This window comes from Dyadobacter sp. CY323 (genome assembly GCF_021390245.1).
GTDB lineage: Bacteria > Bacteroidota > Bacteroidia > Cytophagales > Spirosomataceae > Dyadobacter.
On record NZ_JAJUXH010000015.1, the window covers coordinates 1 to 16,518 of the forward strand.

At 45.9% G+C, this 16,518-nt stretch carries 17 protein-coding genes; 5 read left to right on the forward strand and 12 right to left on the reverse strand.

The annotated features are described in order from the left end of the window. Positions 1 to 126: 126 nt before the first annotated feature. The 4 genes from rplI to LZG72_RS19720 all read right to left on the reverse strand — a co-directional run bounded on the left by rplI (position 127) and on the right by LZG72_RS19720 (position 2,298). On the reverse strand, positions 127 to 573 hold the full coding sequence (gene rplI / locus LZG72_RS19705) for a 50S ribosomal protein L9 (RefSeq protein WP_233876303.1): 447 nt from the start codon (positions 571 to 573) through the stop codon (positions 127 to 129). A gap of 19 nt (positions 574 to 592) precedes the next feature. Continuing rightward, positions 593 to 844, reverse strand: a complete 252-nt coding sequence (rpsR, locus tag LZG72_RS19710; protein ID WP_026630174.1) for a 30S ribosomal protein S18 — start codon at positions 842 to 844, stop codon at positions 593 to 595. Positions 845 to 847: 3 nt separating this feature from the next. Continuing rightward, positions 848 to 1,219, reverse strand: a complete 372-nt coding sequence (gene rpsF, locus LZG72_RS19715; RefSeq protein WP_233876305.1) for a 30S ribosomal protein S6 — start codon at positions 1,217 to 1,219, stop codon at positions 848 to 850. A 137-nt stretch (positions 1,220 to 1,356) separates the two neighbouring features. Next, a complete protein-coding gene (locus LZG72_RS19720) occupies positions 1,357 to 2,298 on the reverse strand; it encodes a hypothetical protein (protein WP_233876307.1) in 942 nt (313 codons plus the stop codon). 140 nt (positions 2,299 to 2,438) lie between these two features. On the opposite strand from LZG72_RS19720, the gene LZG72_RS19725 reads away from it, so the two are divergent. Further along, positions 2,439 to 3,101, forward strand: a complete 663-nt coding sequence (locus tag LZG72_RS19725; RefSeq protein ID WP_233876309.1) for a YggS family pyridoxal phosphate-dependent enzyme — start codon at positions 2,439 to 2,441, stop codon at positions 3,099 to 3,101. A 10-nt stretch (positions 3,102 to 3,111) separates the two neighbouring features. Here the strand turns inward: LZG72_RS19725 and LZG72_RS19730 are convergent, their stop codons facing one another. Further along, positions 3,112 to 4,170 carry a glycosyltransferase family 9 protein gene (locus LZG72_RS19730; RefSeq protein ID WP_233876310.1) on the reverse strand — a complete coding sequence of 353 codons (1,059 nt, stop codon included), beginning with the start codon at positions 4,168 to 4,170 and terminating at the stop codon, positions 3,112 to 3,114. Positions 4,171 to 4,348: 178 nt separating this feature from the next. On the opposite strand from LZG72_RS19730, the gene LZG72_RS19735 reads away from it, so the two are divergent. Next, positions 4,349 to 4,726 (forward strand): DUF423 domain-containing protein, encoded by a 378-nt coding sequence (locus tag LZG72_RS19735; protein ID WP_233876312.1) that lies wholly within the window; start codon positions 4,349 to 4,351, stop codon positions 4,724 to 4,726. 3 nt (positions 4,727 to 4,729) lie between these two features. Here the strand turns inward: LZG72_RS19735 and rodA are convergent, their stop codons facing one another. The 5 genes from rodA to LZG72_RS19760 form a co-directional block, all read right to left on the reverse strand. Continuing rightward, complete coding sequence (gene rodA, locus LZG72_RS19740) at positions 4,730 to 6,013, reverse strand: rod shape-determining protein RodA (protein ID WP_233876313.1); 1,284 nt, start codon at positions 6,011 to 6,013, stop codon at positions 4,730 to 4,732. 36 nt (positions 6,014 to 6,049) lie between these two features. Continuing rightward, positions 6,050 to 7,960, reverse strand: coding sequence for a penicillin-binding transpeptidase domain-containing protein (locus LZG72_RS19745; RefSeq protein ID WP_233876315.1), 1,911 nt, complete (start codon positions 7,958 to 7,960; stop codon positions 6,050 to 6,052). Positions 7,961 to 8,080: 120 nt separating this feature from the next. Beyond that, positions 8,081 to 9,652: an NFACT RNA binding domain-containing protein gene (locus LZG72_RS19750; protein WP_233876317.1), complete on the reverse strand. Its 1,572-nt coding sequence runs from the start codon at positions 9,650 to 9,652 to the stop codon at positions 8,081 to 8,083. Between the two features lie 74 nt (positions 9,653 to 9,726). Further along, on the reverse strand, positions 9,727 to 10,191 hold the full coding sequence (locus tag LZG72_RS19755; RefSeq protein ID WP_233876319.1) for a DUF6644 family protein: 465 nt from the start codon (positions 10,189 to 10,191) through the stop codon (positions 9,727 to 9,729). A gap of 14 nt (positions 10,192 to 10,205) precedes the next feature. Further along, complete coding sequence (locus LZG72_RS19760) at positions 10,206 to 10,559, reverse strand: hypothetical protein (RefSeq protein ID WP_233876321.1); 354 nt, start codon at positions 10,557 to 10,559, stop codon at positions 10,206 to 10,208. A gap of 132 nt (positions 10,560 to 10,691) precedes the next feature. On the opposite strand from LZG72_RS19760, the gene LZG72_RS19765 reads away from it, so the two are divergent. Continuing rightward, positions 10,692 to 11,237 (forward strand): DUF4468 domain-containing protein, encoded by a 546-nt coding sequence (locus LZG72_RS19765; protein WP_233876323.1) that lies wholly within the window; start codon positions 10,692 to 10,694, stop codon positions 11,235 to 11,237. Here LZG72_RS19765 and LZG72_RS19770 read toward each other — a convergent pair. Then, a complete protein-coding gene (locus LZG72_RS19770) occupies positions 11,230 to 12,057 on the reverse strand; it encodes an SGNH/GDSL hydrolase family protein (RefSeq protein WP_233876325.1) in 828 nt (275 codons plus the stop codon). The genes LZG72_RS19765 and LZG72_RS19770 overlap by 8 nt on opposite strands. A 97-nt stretch (positions 12,058 to 12,154) precedes the next feature. Here LZG72_RS19770 and LZG72_RS19775 point away from each other — a divergent pair, with 97 nt between their 5' ends. Further along, the gene (locus LZG72_RS19775) at positions 12,155 to 12,802 is read left to right on the forward strand and encodes a response regulator transcription factor (protein ID WP_233876327.1); all 648 of its coding nucleotides are present in this window, start codon (positions 12,155 to 12,157) and stop codon (positions 12,800 to 12,802) included. Here LZG72_RS19775 and LZG72_RS19780 read toward each other — a convergent pair. Then, the gene (locus LZG72_RS19780; RefSeq protein ID WP_233876329.1) at positions 12,799 to 14,760 is read right to left on the reverse strand and encodes a tetratricopeptide repeat-containing sensor histidine kinase; all 1,962 of its coding nucleotides are present in this window, start codon (positions 14,758 to 14,760) and stop codon (positions 12,799 to 12,801) included. The two genes, LZG72_RS19775 and LZG72_RS19780, sit on opposite strands and share 4 nt — an antisense overlap. Positions 14,761 to 15,026: 266 nt before the next feature. On the opposite strand from LZG72_RS19780, the gene LZG72_RS19785 reads away from it, so the two are divergent. Next, positions 15,027 to 16,496 (forward strand): hypothetical protein, encoded by a 1,470-nt coding sequence (locus LZG72_RS19785; protein ID WP_233876331.1) that lies wholly within the window; start codon positions 15,027 to 15,029, stop codon positions 16,494 to 16,496. Positions 16,497 to 16,518 lie beyond the last annotated feature (22 nt).

The window sequence follows — 16,518 nt, forward strand, 5'->3', positions numbered from 1 at the left end:
CAGGCCTCATCTTAGTCTCAAAATGATGACCCCGAATGCAGTACATAAAAAAGCCTTGGAGAAACACCCCAAGGCCTAAACTCAATCTAAAACCGTCAACTTATTTTAGGACGCGACATTAAACACTTAATCTTCCGCTGCGATTACATTCAGCGTCACTTTGTGTTTTACTTCTTTGTGAAGATCGATCGTTGCAGAATATGTTCCGATGGATTTTACATCATCCAACGTAATTTTCTTGCGATCGATATTGAAACCTTTTGCTTTAAGGATATCTGCAACCTGCGTATTGGTAACACGTCCGAAGATACGGCCGCTTTCTCCAACAACAGTTTTGATATCAATTGTAAGATCTCCGATTGCTGCTGCGATTTCTTCTGCATCTTTTTTAAGCTTTTCAGCTTTATGAGCAGCCTGGCGTACGTTTTCAGTAACGATTTTGCGGTTAGTGGGATTAGCCAATAATGCAAAACCCTGAGGAATAAGATAATTACGGCCGTAACCCGCCTTCACGGTCACGATATCGTTCTTATAACCTACACCTGCTATATCTGTTATTAGTATTATTTCCATTGTTGTAGCTCTTTCTTAATTATTTCAATTGATCGGCAACAAATGGCAATAGCGCCAAATGACGTGCTCTTTTAATAGCCTGGGATACTTTGCGCTGATATTTCAGGCTTGTTCCAGTCAGACGACGCGGAAGGATTTTACCTTGCTCGTTTACAAGCTTCAATAAGAAATCAGGATTCTTGTAATCGATGTATTTAATGCCCGCTTTCTTAAAACGGCAGTATTTTTTGCGGTTATTGTTTTTTTCAACCGGCTCGTTTACTAGTGACATAGCTTATGCGTTTTCGGTTTTAGGTTCTTCTTTCTTTCTTCCTATCAGTCCTTTGCGTTTCTTCTCGTTGTAAGCGATCGAATGCTTGTCAAGAACGATAGTCATAAAACGCAAAATGCGCTCGTCACGACGGAACTCGGTTTCCAAAACGTCAACCACGTTTCCTTCGGTAGTAGTGTACTCCACTACATGATAGAAACCTGAGTTTTTCTTTTGGATGGGGTAGGCCAGCTTGCGCAATCCCCAATTTTCTTCATGTACAATCGTAGCACCATTCGAGGTGATGATTGCAGTGAATTTTTCAACGGCGTCCTTTGCCTGGGCCTCAGACAAAATGGGAGTTAGAATGAACACCGTTTCATATTGCTTAGACATACGGTAATTGATTAATTATTATTTGTTTAAAAATCCTCACAATGGCTAAACACCAAAATGAGGGTGCAAAAATAGGGCTTGAAATCTGAAATTCCAAGCCCTGTTGTGACTTAACTGCAAGTTATTCAGGCAAAATCCTACTTCACCGTAAAATCCCCCTGACCGATCTTAAATCCTTCACTGTAAACCTCAATCGCATATTTACCGTCTTTCAGCGGAATGCCGCCACGACCGTAGAAGATATCGACCGATTGACCTGTATTATCAAATGAAACCGACTGTTTAGAGCTGTAAATCAACTCCTTACCACCAAACATAAACGAACCTGAGCCGGTTGCCATATCGGAAAGCACAGCTCCATCGGGATCAAGAATGCGCAGGTAAATCTCCTTTTCATTCTGCTTGGCGATCGCATTATCGGCCAGCTTGAAATTCACACGCAATTTGTCGATTCGTTTCGACTTGTATTTTCCGCCCTCCCGCTCCTTGCCTTTTGAATTGATTGCATTCACAGTCAGGTTCTCCGTGCGTAATGCAGATGCGATGTTGACCTTCTCACTCAACTCCTTGTTCTGCACCGAGTAATTGGTGACCGAGTCAGCCAGTTGCTGCTTTTCGGATTCCAGGCCGGTTACCTTTTGGTTAAGTTCCTGATTTTTGCTTGTTGCAATGCCCAGTTCCTGCCTTAATCTGGCTATTTCACCGTCTTTTTCAGACAAGACATTTTCGTAGGACCTGATCATTTTAGTATAGTTTGATGCCGAGTACGTGGTTGCGTTTTTCAACTCCGACTTATCCCTTTCCAGCTGCGCCTTCAATGTAATCAGCGAATCGACACTGCCGCCCAGCTTTTGTATTTCAGCAATTTTAATATCCAGCTCAACAGAAATCGAATCAAGTTTTGTTTTTATCGATAAAACCTCCTCTGTTTTTGCAGTAATGATCTCATCTTTGGCCAGGTTCTCCTGCTTTTCATGATATATGAAGTAAACAAGCACCAGATTTAATAATAATAACACTGCCAGAGCGGCCCATAACAATGTCTTTCGGTCTTGCTTTTGTTCCTGGTTGTAGTCCATACAGAAGGTTAAATTTTTAATTCAGTTGGTAAAAGAAATAGGTTTTTTTCAATTTTGAAATATGTAAACATCTAATTTCCGGGTGTAACAAGCTTTATTTTCCTTATAATACTTTAATTATCAAAAAATTAGACCACACAATGTCTTCCATTTCCGAGAATATAGAGAAAATCGAAAAAGGATTAAAACAGGAAACACGATTGGTTGCAGTGACCAAAACCAAGCCCGTTGAAATTCTTATGGAAGCATATCAGGCTGGCGCCCGGTGTTTTGGAGAAAACAAAGTCCAGGAAATGACTTCCAAATACGAGCAGCTTCCCAAAGATATCGAATGGCATATGATCGGGCATTTGCAAAGCAACAAGGTCAAATACATGGCTTCCTATGTGGCGCTGGTCCATTCTGTTGACAGTTTCAAATTATTGAAAGAAATAAATAAAGAGGCAAAAAAACACGATCGGGTCATTTGCTGCCTTTTACAAATATACATTGCCAGCGAAGAGACCAAATTCGGTCTTTCCCAAGAAGAGGCAATCGAAATTGTGACGTCTCCGGAGCTGAAAAACCTTACAAACATCCAAATTTCCGGTTTAATGGGAATGGCGTCCAATACGCCGGACCTGGCGATTGTCCGGTCTGAGTTTCGGGCATTGAAAGCTTTGTTTGATTCATTCAAAAAATACAAGAATGAGCGGGTCAAAATGGAGGAACTGTCGATGGGCATGAGCGGCGACTACCAGATTGCGATGGAAGAAGGCAGCACATTGGTCCGGGTAGGAAGCGCCATTTTCGGATCCAGGTAACCGTTTGTCTTTAAGCTGTTTCCAATCCCTTACTCAACACCTTTTCTACTTTTTCCTGAACAAATTCAAAAGAAAGGTCACTGCACGGTACGCCTGGCCGACGGATAAAAACCGCATTCTGCTGAGTACCATACCTGCCCGAATAAGGATTATAATCAGGGAAATTATTAAGAGAACCCATCAGGATCATCCCAAAAGTGCCCGTAGCATTGCCCAGGTGCGACGGCCCGCTGTCCAGGCCGATAAAAAAAGCAGCACGCCGGATCACTTCCGCAGTTTCGAGAATGGATAGGTGCCCGCACAGATTCCGGTATGCTGACGTCTTCACATGCAGATCGCTTTTCTGACCAATTTCAATAATCTGGTAATCGTAACGTCCCGCCAGCCACTCAACCAGCTGCTCCCAACGGTCTGACGGCCAGTCTTTAGGAGGGTAATTCGAACGGCAGTGCAAAACAATAAACCGCTCCGGCAAGTTTATCGAATCCACTTTTTTGCGGTGCGCATCCTGCAAATACAATTTTAGCTGATCATCCGCCGGGAAAGAACTATTCACCGGAATAAGCCCGGCGGTTTGCGCAAAGACTTCCAGCAGGTTTCCGTAATCGAAATAGTTGAAAATCGTAATGTCCCTGCTCAATGCAACCGGGTTTTCGTAGTACACATCGCATTGCGGGCAATGATTATTGTTGCGGAACTGAAGTTCAAAAACGTCGTCAAAAACACCTCCATCCATCAACACCTTCCGCTCAGTCGCGCAAAACTCGTCAAAAACTTCGTTTACAGATGGATTAAACTCGACCAGGTGGTGGTACACAGGCTTCACAAACCATACGATATAGGAATCCGGATAAATCGATTTCACATACCTGGAAATGGGCTCCGCTGCAATAATATCCCCAAAATGCTCGGTACGAACGATGGCGATCAGCTTTTGCCCCTTCTCTAGCCTGGACTTGATGCTTTTGAAATGAAACCGCGCCCGGTATCCCAGAAGGCGGGCTTTGTAAATGTGCGAGTATTTTTTATAACGGTGTGTCCAGAGCTGGATAAAGCGTTCTAACGTCATTTTGTAAATCTTTTCCACATATAGCGCTCAATGCCGACCGCCAAATTTCCATTCGCGCAAGATAATAAAATTGAGCCAAACAGTTGGTTGACCCTCATCCCACGTCTAACTTTACCGTCAGTAGAGGCTTGTTTTTAGTTAACGGCCCGCATTACGATTTTTAATTTTCCATTACGATATGAAATTCATGATTCAGGCTGGCGGTATTCTTGGTGCACTCGCCGTGGCACTCGGCGCGTTTGGGGCACATGCATTAAAAGGGATGCTGGAAGCTTCCGGCAGATCGGACACCTTTGAGACAGCGGTGAAATACCAGTTTTATCACGCATTAGCAATGGTTTTGGTAGGCTTACTGATGCAGCGCGCCGGGCAGGATGCCGTGAAGCTGCTGGGCTGGTCGGGCAATGCGTTTGCGATCGGCGTAATCATTTTTTCCGGATCACTTTACGCCATATGCTTTACCGGCATCACAAAATTCGGCGCCACTGCCCCGATCGGTGGCCTTGCGCTCATTGCAGGATGGGTTTTATTGATCATGGCAGCCGGCAAACTCTGATCGTTATCCTCGCGAGAGCGTAAAGGGACGCTGCGCGTCGATTTTGAGGAATACAAAAAGAAGTATTGAAAAAGACCATAACGAAGATCCTCCGTAACTGAAAAAGGGCAGAGGGATTCCGATAACGGGCATTAGTCCGATCGTCATGCCGATGTTGATCATAAAGTGAAAAAAGATAATTCCGGCCACGCAGTAACCATATACCCTCGCAAAACGGCTTCGCTGCCGCTCGGCTAATATGACCAGTCTGGAAATCAGGGAAATAAACAAGATGACCACAACTGCCGTGCCGGCAAACCCGTGTTCTTCACCGACGGTGCAGAAAATAAAATCCGTACTTTGTTCGGGCACAAAATCGAATTTCGTTTGAGTCCCCTGCAAAAATCCTTTGCCGGTAAAGCCGCCCGAGCCGATCGCGATTTTTGATTGGATCACATTCCAGCCGATGCCGCGCGGATCCGAATCGGGATCAAGCAGTACCATAATCCGCCCGCGCTGGTGCTTTTGGAGCACATTATTCATGAAAAAATCGACGCCGAAAACGATACCGATCATCACGAAAGCCACGATGATGGTCGCCCAAAGTCCTCCCCTGCGCCGGGTCATCACCGGCATGAGCCAGATTACCAGACCAGCAATCACAATAATGGCCGCGGCAATGTACCATTTCACAAAAAGCAATGTAATGATCAGCAATGCAGCCATGACCATTCCGATCGCGGGAATAAAACCAGGCATTCCCTCCCGATATAAAACAATCGCAAATGAGGCAAACACCAGCATGGAGCCCGTTTCATTGGATAAAAGGATCAAAAATGCAGGCAATGCAATGATTCCCATGATCGGGTAATAATCCTTTAATTTTCTTGTAAGACTGATCGCCGGATCACTCAGGTATTTTGAAATAGCTAAACTGACGGCCAGTTTCGAAAATTCGGCGGGTTGTAAAGAAAATGCCCCGATTTTAATCCAGGATCTGGAACCGTTGATATTAGAACCTGCAAACAAAACCATGATCAGCAGAAGTATGACAACGGCATATATAATGAAGGAAAAGGTCTCATAAAATTTGTAGTCTATAACCAGGATACAAACAATGAGAATCGCTGCGGTACCAATCCACATGAGCTGTTTGCCGGCATTGTTGGAAGAGTCGAACATGCTGGTCTGAACCTCCGGATTGTAAACGGCCGCATAGATATTGACCCACCCGATTCCAAGGCATGCTATATAAATGAGCACCACGATCCAGTCGATGTTCTTGGTAATAGGTTTATTTTCAGCCATGTTGTTGATGTTGCATTAGTGAGACCCCAATGGAAGTTACGGGTTAACAGCTACCGGTTTGTTCAAGATATTCGTTTTTACAGGCACCGGTTTTTTCTTGGTTGTATCAACCGGCACCGGTTTCTTCTGGCCGGGCAGGATTACCTTGCTCATGAAATCCGCTTTCAGCATTCGTTCTTCGAGCGCTTTGTTGGTGATCTTGCGGGTAAGGTATTTTTCGATCACAAGGTTGGCGATCGGAGCCGCAGCCGAGCCCCCCGCACCTGCGTATTCGACGAAGACTGCGATGGCTATTTTAGGATCGTCCACCGGAGCAAACGCGATAAAGATCGAGCTATCATCACCTTTTTTATTCTGAGAAGTCCCGGTTTTCCCGGCAATCGTAATGCCTTCCACTTTGGACCTGCGGGCCGTTCCTCCTTCTACCGCACCAATCATTCCCTCTATGACCGGCTCAAAATTGTGCGCATCCACACCCGTTTCGTGCCGGACGAGAAAATCCGGATTGACCGTTTTTTTGTCACCAATCCCGTGAATGACATGCGGTGTGTAGAAATAACCTCTGTTGGCAATAATGGCAGCGACATTAGCCATTTTCAATGGTGTGATCAGCAACTCTCCTTCTCCGATGCTCAAAGAATAGATATTCGAGAACTTCCACCGGTACTCGCCATAAAAACGGTCGTAGTATTTTTTATTAGGTAAATTTCCTTTGTATTCGCTGGGTAGGTCGATGCCGAGACGCTGCCCGATCCCAAACTTGCTGATCCGGTCATGCCAGTTGTCCAGCCCGACCGCCGATGCCTTGAATGTATTCTGAATGTTGTTTTTATAAATGAGTCTTCTGAAAACATTGTAGAAATAGGGGTTGCACGAATGCATTACACCCAGTGCTACCGAGCCCGTAGCCGGGTGATTGTGGCAGTTCATCGGGCAGTTTGCATGTGTAAAACCACTTCCCGGCGTAATAACACCTTCCTGCAAGCCAATCAGCGCCTGGATCAGCTTAAATGTAGATCCGGGGCGGTAACTTGCCATAACCGGTCTGTTGAACAGCGGTTTATAGGGATTTCGCACCAGCGCCGCGAAGTTTTTAGAAAAGTATCTGCTGGCAAGAATATTCGGATCGTAAGTCGGCGCGGAAACGATTGAAATGATGCGGCCGGTTTTGGGCTCGATAGCCACTACGCTGCCTACCTTGTTGACCATCAGACTATCAGCATACTGCTGGACTTCCAGGTCGATGCCGGTATAAAGATTTTCACCCGCGACGGCCATCGTATCGAGCTCGCCACTCTTCCACGGTCCCTTGTACACGCCATTCACATTCTGCATCACAAACTTGGTCCCGCGTTTTCCCCGCAGCTCGTTTTCGTATATTTTTTCTATACCACTCTGACCAATGTAGTCACTCTGGCGGTAATAAGGCTCTTCCTGTTTTTCAAGCTGCGATCTGGTGATCTCGCTCACGTAACCGAGCGTATTGGCGAGCGTAGGCGCGGTGTAGGTCCTCAGCGAGCTTTTTGCGAATTCAAATCCCGAGTAATCGACCATAATGTCCTGAATGGAAGCAAAATCCTCTTTGGATAATTGCCTCAAAAACAAGGATGGCTTCATCCGGCTGTATGCACTGGCGGCGGCCATCAGACTGTCAAAATCCCGTCTTTCGATGCCCAGAACCTGACAGAAACGAAGCGTATCATCTACCCTGGCCTTATAGGGAGTAACAAGTAAATCGTAAACCGGGGTATTATAAACGATGAGCTTTCCCGTGCGGTCGTAGATCTGGCCGCGAAAAGGTATCTCTATGACGCGTTTAATAGAATTGCTGGACGATTCAATGGAATAGCTTTCGTCAAGTACCTGCAAGTAGAACAGTCGCAATAAGTATATTAAACCTACAAGAGCAAAAAAAATGATGATTACAAAGCGACGATTTTCAAGCATTCTGCACTACAAATTCCGGATTCTATTTTCACACGAAGATCGCTATATCAAAAGAATTATCAAAGCCCGCCCCTCGCTAAAAACCTCTAAAACATCATTTTAAACGAAATAAATCAGAATCTATTCTCCTTTGGCAACTACCATCACAACGTCCTCTTTATCAATCACAACAGCTCCTTCCGGCAATCCTTTCGGCTTTCTGACAAACTTTTTCTGGGTAAAAATCACGGGGCAGAGTGAGTCGTTCTTTCGCTTGGAGTAGAATGCGGCCAGTTCCGCCGCACGCTCGATCACCAGGGCAGGAAACTTTCTCCCGGACTGGTTTTTAATGACCACATGCGAGCCGGTAACATCCTTGGCATGAAGCCACAAGTCCTCTTTCCCCGCATATTTCTTGGTCAGCAGATCATTGTTTTTCGCATTCCGTCCGATCAGAATGGTATACCCCTGAAATTCTACTTTTTTAAACAAATCATTGACCGTTACTTCCGCCTTTCCCTGATCCAGTCCATTTGCTTTCACGTAAGCCCGCAGTTCCCGAAGCGACTCCATTGATTCGATTCTTTCCAGATGACTTTTCAAAAGCCCGCGCTCGGATTCCCTGGCCGCCAGACTTTCATTCAGACGGGCTAATTCGATCTTTTCATTTTTGGATTTTCGGTAGTACCCTTCTGCGTTGATCTGCGGGGAAAGGTCTTTTTTTAACTTAATAAAAATCGGCTGGTCCCGGTAAAAATCATACAATTCGACTTTTTCCGCCCGTTCGGGGATCTGGTGCAGATTGGCCATCAAAATGTTCCCCAGCTCCTCATTCTTCGTCGCACTTTCCAGCTCAACGAGTTTATTGAATGTATTTTCTAGGTAATTGTCCGTTTGCGTGATCCGTTTCCGCAGGATCCTCAGCCAGTCGCCTTTCTCCTTTTCTAACCCATTTAGCCGGATGTAGGCAATGTAAAACCGGTTTAATGCCTCAATGGGATCCGCAAATCGTTCCTGAACGTCACCCGTTTCAAAGAGTGACAGGACTGGCGTGGAGTCGATCATCGTGACAAAAAACGCAGAGGAATTCAGTTGTCCAAGCAGCTTTTGAATGACTGTCCAGCGTTCTTCGGGATTTTGTTTATCTGCTAATAATGCATTTAAATGTGCATTGACCAGCTTTCCAAACGTCGGAAAAAGAGGTTCATGCCGTAAACCATTCAGTATATATGCATTAAAACTCTGGTCAATCGCGCGGCTTAACGAAGGCAGGGTAATCGCTTTATCCGCGCCCAGCTTGTTGTTGAAAAGTTGGAGAACATTCCCATCCGGACTAAATGAGATCAGGTTCGACCGGTTCCCAAATAGTTTAAAAACCAGCTTTTTACCATCCGAAAAATGAAAAAGCAGCGCTCGCTCATTCTGGAAAACTTTAACCGAATCAACCACAATCCCTTGAAAATCCGTAAACAGATTTACACTGTTTTTGCGGGCGCGGTCGAATTTGTCCGGAAAACTAAGGCATGAAAAACGGGCTGTGAGTGAGGCTTTTATAAAAAAAGGATTCGATACAGAATCCATGTCTTCTGTATCTGAAAAAACCAGGATCAGCTCATCTTTCTCCTGACTGAAAGCCTCCACGAAAACCTTCCCCGATAGCTCCTGATGAAGCCTGGGAGCGAGTTGTTTTAAAAAGTAGTAATTCTGATGCACCGTTCTCCTGAAATTTTGGTCAAACTTAGGGAGATTTTAGAGAACTGACCGTAAGAATTCAATGTGTATCCGGTTCAGTAGGCAAGCAACCGTCCGCAGGCAATCACCGCGATCCAGACGGAAATCGAAACGAGCGCGGAAATTCTGGAATAAAAAGAAAGCTCGGCAGGCTCGCCGGAAACCTTTGAGAACCTATAAATGAAACGGTGGAAAATCCACACATTCAGCCCAGCAACGCCGATTAACGCGATTTTGAGCCAGAATGTCACGTCGCTCCCCAACGCCTGGGCATTGGTGATGAAAAGCAGTAACCCGGAAGGAATAATGAGTATCAAACCTCTTTGCGACCAGGGTAACAGGTGTTTTGAAAGACCAGAAACCGGCAGTGCTTTCGAATAACCTAAAAGACGAAGATCAAAAAGGAATGCCGGCCCCACTAACATGACTATACCCAGTATATGGATGATTTCCAGTACCGGGTATAGATAAAGTGATTGCCTGATGCCCACTGCCCAGGTCGATTTTTCAAGCGTTTCCAAAAATTCCAGCACCGTTAACGCAACTCGAATTTCTTGCCATCGACGAAAATGCGCTCGGCACGCATTTCATTTTTTTCGGTTTTGTGGGGATAAGCTACCAACCGTACAGATGCGCCTTTTTGGATCATATCGGCAGTCAAACCCCGGTCGGTCATGCGGCTGGTGGGCGCCAGAAAAACGGTGATCAAATCTTTTTTGTACTTGACTTTGGCCAGCACATGCGGATTTTCGTAAATGGATTCCTCGATTTTGGTTGTGAAATCCGTTGGTTTGGTCTGGTCGTAATCAGCCCAGCCATGATGCAAGAATGTAAATGAGGCCAGCAGCAAAACTGCGGAAGCAAGCGTAAGGCTTTTCAAGTGTCTCATAACCAACAGCGTTTAATGTTGTTTAAAAGTAACCATTTGATCCGGTTATTAAAACTAAATTCAACCTAAATCAATCCCCGGCACACCGAAAATGTTTTCCCTATATTTGCCCACCAATCATCCGGATCCATTTTGAAAAACACCGTCATTTCGCTTTTGCTACTTTTTGTGAGCAGTTATTCATTTGCCCAGGAAGGCTTGCTGCCTTTGGACCAGGAAAAAAACATTTATTATGCTGATTCAGGCAAACCCAACTTAGCCAAAGCCGAAGTTTATAAAAAAGTCCAGGAATGGGTAATAAAGACCTTTGGGAATTATGAAAACGCAGTCGCATTCGAAGACTCCGCATCGGGGAAATTGCGGGTAACAAGCTACGTACCCCTGATCCACGCCAAATATGGCTACGTGCGTTTTGATCTGACAATCGAATGCCAGGACAACCAGTATTACGCCAAAATTACCAACCTCGACGGGATATCTGCCGTGCACAGTCCGGAACGGCTGACTTACAAAGAAAACGATCAGATCAAATCAAAAGAAGTGATCCTGAAAGCCGAGACTGCAAAGAAAAGGCGCAGCGAACTGGAAGCGGACTTAAAACTATCAAAAGCCGATAACGAGGGCATTAATACCGCGCTGTACAATTTGCTGGCCGGTCTCAAACAAGCTCTCATTTAAGTCCTTCCCATTTCTCAATCAACATGTTAGCGATAATCTCATAGCCTTTGTCGGAAGGATGCAGACCGTCGTAGGTCATGTTGCCGGCTTCAACCGGATACGGGTATTCGTCTTTTTCGGGATCAAAAGGAATGTTGGTGTATTCGGGATAGGTGTAATTTTTATATTCGCCGGTTTGCGGATCTTTAAGCCTTTTGAAGTTCACCATGTTATCAAGCGCCATTCCGCTCTCGTGATACAGGTCTACGACCGGGTATTTTTCATACTTGCCTATCTCTACAATCGCATTGGCGACTTGTTCGAGCGTCTGCTCCTTTTTAGGCTTGTAGGATCCGTACGCATTGTTTTTTGAACTGTTGATATACACAAAATCACCCCGTTGCATGGGCGTGATCAGGATCACTTTTGCATTTTTATTAAGGCTTTTTAACTTGTTGGTAATCACCCGGAATGCCCCATAGATCGTCGACGTGCCATTTTGGTTCTCGTAATCCGAAATCGTTCCGAGCGCCTTTCCCTGCCACCAGTCGTTTGTTCCCAAAAAAATCGTGTACACATCTGTTTTCACCAATCCCAGCGATTCGATCTTCTCAGCGATATTGACCGAAGTCCAGCCATTATGTCCCTGGTTTACGTATTCCACATCCGGGTACTTTTCAGAGATCAGCGTCAGATAACCTTTTGTCACCCGGTTGCCGGTTTCATCTTTGTGATCATTAAGGTACGTAATCGAATCTCCGATGGCAGTCCAGGTGGTTTTGCGCGGCGCGGTGGCTACACAGGCTAAAAGCAAAACGGCCTGCAGTACTAATTTCAGCATAAAAAAGGGATCTAACGTTCGGTTGCAATTTCCAGTTAAAGTATGCAATTTCAAAATGTTGCTTTACATTTGAATAACGCCAAATCCCCCTCATCAAATGTCATTACGTGTACTCATAACTGATGACCATCAGATCCTGCTCGACAGCCTCTCTCTCTTGATTTCCACCATCGCCAATGTCGAAATTGTCGGCACGCTCAATGACAGCCGGAAAGTCATGGAATTTCTTGAAAATCAGGAAGTTGATGTGCTGGTTACGGATTACAACATGCCTTACCTAACAGGCATCGACCTTACCCTTAAGATCCGTGAAAAATTTCCTACCCTTCGCATTTTAATGCTAACCGTTTCCGAAGAAGCCGACACGATCCGCCATGCATTTCAGGCCGGCATTTCGGGTTATGTCATGAAAAAAGCGAACCGTGCAGAACTCGAAAAAGCGATTACCACCGTCGCCAAAGGAGAGAAATATTTTAGTGAGGCGGTGATGAAGGAACTGCTGAGCCCGTCCAATATGGCCAGTACGACAAGCGACGAGCTGCCTCCTGAGCCCGTCGCGGTCACGGCGCGCGAGCTGGAAATCATTAAACTCATTGCCCAGGAACTTTCCACGACCGAAATCGCCGAGCGGCTTTTTATCAGCATCGGAACCGTAGAAACCCACCGCCATAACATTCTTCGAAAACTGAATGTGAAAAATGCCATCGGGATCATCAAATACGCGATGAAATACAAGCTGGTTTAGGCCGCAACTTCCACGATCACTTTCGAACCCGAGTCGGGACTGCTTTCCAGTTTCCATTTGCCGCCCAGTGTCTGCACGCGTGCGCTGATGTTGCGCAGGCCAATTCCCGGAGACTGTACATCGGTCTGAAATCCTACGCCGTTATCACTGACAGTCAGCACTGTACCCGATTCATTTTGCGAAAGACTCAGCCAGACCTGAGTTGCCCCGGCGTGTTTGATGATGTTGTTGACCAGTTCCAGCGTAATGTTATAGAGTTCAAACTCCACCTTCGGATCAAGCCTTTTGGTAGTGCCATCCAGTACCAGGTTAAAGCGCGTCCGTGGGTTATTATTCAGGTTTTCCGTCAGTTCATTTAATGCGGCAGCCAATCCGCGCGCTTCCAGGTCGGCGGGGAGCATGTTGTGTGAAATGAGCCTCACGTCCGCATATACATCTTCAAGCATCTGGATCAACCCGCCGAAAATCAGTTGATCGGCCTCCGGGTATTTGGTTGCGTCCATGGCTTCAAGCCTCCAGCGCAATGCAGCAAGTTTGGTATTGAGATTATCATGAAGTTCGGAGGCGACCCGTTTTCGTTCCACATTCTGCCCCCTGAAATGCGCCTCCCTGATCTCGCGGTTTTTCTGTAACAAAGCTTTGTTCTGACTTTTCAGGCGGCGATTTGTAAACAACACATAGCCCGTCATGCCAATTCCGATCATCGCCGCCACAATGAGAAAGTTGAGTTTCAGCGATTGCTTTTCGGCAGCCTCGCGCAACTTGTCGTTTTCCAGGTCTTTGATCTGATTAAGCTGTTTTTCCGAGTTATATTTCACCTGCATTTCGGCCATTGCCTCCGCAGAGTTGTCTTTGTAAAACGAATCCTTCGCCGCAATCAGCTTTTCCAGCGTTTCCTGATACAAAGCGGTTTTCCCGGTGATTTTATAACACTTTGCCAGAGCCTCATAATAATCTTTCCGGAGGTTAATCGAGCTTACCCTGAACCGGATATTCAGCGCGTCGGCTTCCTTCCCGGTCAATAAGGCCCTTTTGCAATAAGCAATTGCCTTTTCGTACTGTTTGGTCTGCATATAAAAATCGACCAGCATCATTCCGTCGTCCGTAAACTGATTTTCATCTCCGGACAACTTCCGCGTTTCCCACATTTCCTTTAATGCGACTTCGGCGCGTTCGAGCTTTCCGGTTTTGACAAAAATCTGCGACTCTACACGCAATGCATTGGAAAGGAAATTCAGGTTTTCCAGTTCCTTGCTCAACCGAATGCCTTTTTCGATAAAATAAATCGCCGAATCACTCTTGTTGAGCGCGTTATATGCATTGGCCAGATTAATATATGCTGCCGCCCGAACGCCATGATACCGCGCATTTTTCCCGGCGTAAAACAATGCTTTGTTCATCCAGTCGAGCGATTCGCCAGGCTCCCCGCGCAGCAGCGACACCGAACCAATGCTGTTCAGGCTGATGCCCAGATACAGGGTATCCCTATACTTTTCAGCAAGTCTGGTAAGGTTGTAAAAAGTAGACAATGCCTCCGTATACCTGGACCTTCCTGCAAAACCAATGGCCCGCAACCGCGCCAGTTTGAAATAGATTTCCCTCGTTTTGGGATCAGAAACAGGGTTTTTAGGAAGTTCTTTATCCACCACCCAATGCAGACTGTCAATCCAGCCCCAGCGGTAATAGTCATTGCCAACCGCAAGTTGCGCGAGCGATTTACTTTTTTCATCGGCATGGATCCTGGCTGCCAGCGTTCTGGAAAAATAGGCATAATAGTCCAGCGTATCGCGGTTCAGGCTCTGATGTTCCTCGCACAGGTCCAGGATCGCCCGCAGCTTTTCTTTCTCGTTTGAAGCCAGATAAATTCTTTTTCGGAGCATTTCAATGCGTTTTGTTTGCGCGGGTGAATGCGCCGCGCAAAGCAGAAAAAGCAGCAGTACACTACAAATGCGTTTCATAAGGTATTTCAACCATCTCATCATCGCTGCTGCATTTTTTTTGCTTGAAGTAACGTCAAAAGCGGCTCATTCACAATGGGATAGCATCAAAATACAGGTTTTCCTATACATAGATACAGGTTTTCCCGGGAGAAGGCCGGATTGGCGTCCGGGCTCAAACGCCGATCTCTGCGATGCATTTGTTTATTCATACACATTACCTACATTTAGATGATTTGCAGAGAGTTACCAACAACCACATATCATACACTCACTTCACCGCTCCGATGAAATTTAGCTCGCTCCGCGTAGTTTCGATTGCTTATCTACTGGTGCCCAATATCGTTTTTGCCCTCAACTGGTTTCAATGGAAGCTTGCCGTCCCTATTGTTATGGGATTATCCGTTTTATATGTACTGGAACTGAAAAAGCCTGAAAGCAGCCACGAAAAAGTGCTGGGCAAGTCAGCAATTTTCTTTGTCGCTGCATTTAGTTTTGTCTGGACGCTTTTGACAGGGATAGGCGACATATTCCCGCAAAGCGCCGATTTCTGGGCCCATTATTCCAAATATTACGACCTGTTCAAAAACCGCTGGCCCATTTTCTTTGAGGAAAAACAGCGGTATGCCTGCTACTATTTCGGTTACTACCTGGTGCCTGCACTTATTTCCAAATGGATCGGGCATGTTTCCGTGCTGGCGCTTTTCTGCTGGACGTGGCTGGGCTTCGGTCTGGGTGTTGCGTGGGTACTTGCGTTGCTGAAAGAAAACAAATTTTTGCTGGTGCTGTTTCCGTTCGTGGGTGGAATATTTCTTTTTCCGCTGGCAATTCTAAACGGTTGGTTTGGAGCTTTTAACGAACTCCCCTATTTTTCAACGGTCTGGTCACTTTTCGATCAATCGCGTTGGGTACCTAATCAGATCGTTCCGTGCCTGATCGTTTCCGGGATACTGTTACATGATTGCTTTTATAAAAACCGCCCGAACGACAGCTTTTTCTCCATTACCCAAACATTCCTCTGGGCAATTTTCCCGGCCATTATTTTTCTGCTGGCACTGGGGCTGATCCAGTTAAGAAAGAAAATGCAGGGAGTTTTCTCGAAGGAATCCATTTGGACGATCCTTCTTCCTGGTTTGCTTTTTATCCCAACCTTCCTTTACCTGAGTTCTTCCGATTCGCTGCCTGTGAAAGGTTTCGTGTGGGAATTTTATTCACTGAATGCGATAAGTATAGCGTACACTTCTGGCATTCTGGCTGAAAGCGTGATCCTTTTTACTTTGCTTTTCCTGTTAAGAAAATGGCTGGATCCCTTTCCCTACTGGTTTACCGGCGTACTGTTTTTGCTTTATTTTCCATTTGCGATCTACCGGATCGGTGTGGCCAACGATGCCTTTGCCAGGGGTACAATGCCCGTTTTAGTGATGTTTTCCATTCTCGTATTATCAGCCTCTGCCCGCGCGATCCACGCTTTCGGCGTGCAGGACCGAACCAGGAAGTATGCGCTGATCCTGACCTTATGCCTGGCTTTCACTTCCCCGTTTTTGGGACTGAGCAGCCTGGGAAACCCATTGCTGGAAAACAAAATCCTGACCCGGCTGGCTCCCGGCTCATTCAAAACATATACATCCGTACCGTACGACCTTTATCCCAACACATACCAAATGCTCCGGGCCCGCTTCGGCCAGGGAGACGCACAGCAATACCTGGGAAAGAAGGACTCATTTTATGCAAATCATTTAGCGCCAAAGTTGCATTAGGGGGGATTGACCATTGAAGATT

Bases quoted from the DNA above. Each gene is read 5' to 3' on its own strand.
- rplI (WP_233876303.1), bottom strand. From the start codon at position 573: ATGGAAATAATACTAATAACAGATATAGCAGGTGTAGGTTATAAGAAC.
- rpsR (WP_026630174.1), bottom strand. From the start codon at position 844: ATGTCACTAGTAAACGAGCCGGTTGAAAAAAACAATAACCGCAAAAAA.
- rpsF (WP_233876305.1), bottom strand. From the start codon at position 1,219: ATGTCTAAGCAATATGAAACGGTGTTCATTCTAACTCCCATTTTGTCT.
- LZG72_RS19720 (WP_233876307.1), bottom strand. From the start codon at position 2,298: ATGGACTACAACCAGGAACAAAAGCAAGACCGAAAGACATTGTTATGG.
- LZG72_RS19725 (WP_233876309.1), top strand. From the start codon at position 2,439: ATGTCTTCCATTTCCGAGAATATAGAGAAAATCGAAAAAGGATTAAAA.
- LZG72_RS19730 (WP_233876310.1), bottom strand. From the start codon at position 4,170: ATGACGTTAGAACGCTTTATCCAGCTCTGGACACACCGTTATAAAAAA.
- LZG72_RS19735 (WP_233876312.1), top strand. From the start codon at position 4,349: ATGAAATTCATGATTCAGGCTGGCGGTATTCTTGGTGCACTCGCCGTG.
- rodA (WP_233876313.1), bottom strand. From the start codon at position 6,013: ATGGCTGAAAATAAACCTATTACCAAGAACATCGACTGGATCGTGGTG.
- LZG72_RS19745 (WP_233876315.1), bottom strand. From the start codon at position 7,960: ATGCTTGAAAATCGTCGCTTTGTAATCATCATTTTTTTTGCTCTTGTA.
- LZG72_RS19760 (WP_233876321.1), bottom strand. From the start codon at position 10,559: ATGAGACACTTGAAAAGCCTTACGCTTGCTTCCGCAGTTTTGCTGCTG.
- LZG72_RS19770 (WP_233876325.1), bottom strand. From the start codon at position 12,057: ATGCTGAAATTAGTACTGCAGGCCGTTTTGCTTTTAGCCTGTGTAGCC.
- LZG72_RS19775 (WP_233876327.1), top strand. From the start codon at position 12,155: ATGTCATTACGTGTACTCATAACTGATGACCATCAGATCCTGCTCGAC.
- LZG72_RS19780 (WP_233876329.1), bottom strand. From the start codon at position 14,760: ATGAAACGCATTTGTAGTGTACTGCTGCTTTTTCTGCTTTGCGCGGCG.
- LZG72_RS19785 (WP_233876331.1), top strand. From the start codon at position 15,027: ATGAAATTTAGCTCGCTCCGCGTAGTTTCGATTGCTTATCTACTGGTG.